The sequence below is a fragment of the Candidatus Ulvibacter alkanivorans genome (assembly GCF_003333325.1).
In the GTDB taxonomy this organism is placed as follows: domain Bacteria; phylum Bacteroidota; class Bacteroidia; order Flavobacteriales; family Flavobacteriaceae; genus Ulvibacter_A; species Ulvibacter_A alkanivorans.
Map to the genome: position 1 here is coordinate 1 of NZ_QOLC01000014.1, position 1583 is coordinate 1583.

A 1583-nucleotide genomic window follows, 5' to 3' on the forward strand; every position below is an offset into this window, starting at 1 on the left:
CCACGTAAACCATCATTATAGTTTGACACATCTGCAATACCAGCTGTTGGGAAATCTGGAACTATCGTAAAACGTTTTCCATTAAGATGCTTTATAGACGCATCAATAAGCTCAATAAAGTTGTGCGGTAATATTTTGGTTGACAACCCTACAGCAATCCCCTCTCCTCCTTGTGCCAATAGTAGCGGAAACATTACCGGAAGATTAATTGGCTCCTTTCGACGACCATCATAACTGGCTTGCCATTGTGTTATCTTAGGATTAAAAACAACATCTAAACCAAATTTTGAAATACGAGCTTCAATATAACGCGATGCTGCAGCACTATCTCCGGTTAAAATATTCCCCCAGTTTCCTTGTGTATCTATTAATAAATCTTTCTGACCAATTTGCACCATAGCATCGGCAATACTAGCATCTCCATGTGGATGATATTGCATGGTATGACCAACAATGTTCGCTACTTTATTGTAACGTCCATCATCTAAATCTTTCATAGAATGCATAATACGACGTTGCACAGGTTTAAAACCATCGTCGATTGCAGGAACTGCTCTTTCTAAAATTACATATGAAGCATAATCTAAAAACCACTCCTTGTACATTCCTGTAACTTTGGTAATGGTTTCGACCGGATCGGTCTGATGATTTATTTCTTCTTCGTGTTCGTAGTCGTTATTTTCTTCACTCATACTTCTTCATCAATTATATCCAATTCAACTTTCAAGTTCTCAATGATGAATTTTTGTCTATCTGGTGTGTTTTTCCCCATATAGAAAGACAACATTGATTCAACAGGCACTTCTTTATCTAGCATCACAGGATCTAGACGAATATCGTTTCCTATAAAATGTACAAACTCATTTGGAGAAATCTCACCTAACCCTTTAAATCGAGTAATCTCTGGTTTACCTCTTAACTTGCCAATTGCCTCTCGTTTCTCATCATCAGAATAGCAATAATAGGTATCCTTTTTATTTCGAACTCTAAACAATGGCGTTTCTAAAATGTACAAATGCCCTTCTTTGATTACTTCTGGAAAAAATTGTAAAAAGAATGTTATCAATAACAACCGAATATGCATTCCGTCTACATCGGCATCCGTAGCAATTACAATATTATTATAACGCAAACCCTCTATTCCATCTTCTATATTTAAAGCAGCTTGTAATAAATTAAACTCCTCATTTTCGTATACAATCTTCTTAGACAATCCATACGAGTTCAAAGGTTTTCCTTTTAAACTAAACACTGCTTGTGTGTTTACATTTCTAGATTTTGTGATAGAACCAGAAGCTGAATCTCCCTCGGTAATAAACAAAGTGGTATCTAAATAGCTTTCCTTTTTGATATCCCCGCAATGCACTCTACAGTCACGTAATTTCTTAATGTGTAAACTAGCTTTCTTAGCTCTGTCTTTTGCCAATTTACGAATACCAGACAACTCCTTACGCTCACGTTCTGCTTGTAATATTTTACGCTGAATGGCTTCTGCTGCATCTGTATTTTGATGCAGGTAATTGTCTAATTTTGTTTTTACAAAATCATTGATAAACGTTCGTACAGTTGGCAATCCTCCCCCC

2 protein-coding genes are annotated in these 1583 nt (G+C 36.3%); both read right to left on the bottom strand.

The genetic code is table 11. From position 1 onward, the window contains the following. Positions 1–692: DNA gyrase subunit A (locus tag DWA30_RS00685; protein ID WP_317048320.1), on the bottom strand; the 692-nt coding region annotated here is incomplete at its 3' end. Next, a partial coding sequence (locus DWA30_RS00690; RefSeq protein WP_245933831.1) for a toprim domain-containing protein occupies positions 689–1583 on the bottom strand: 895 nt, incomplete at its 5' end. The genes DWA30_RS00690 and DWA30_RS00685, both read right to left, overlap by 4 nt.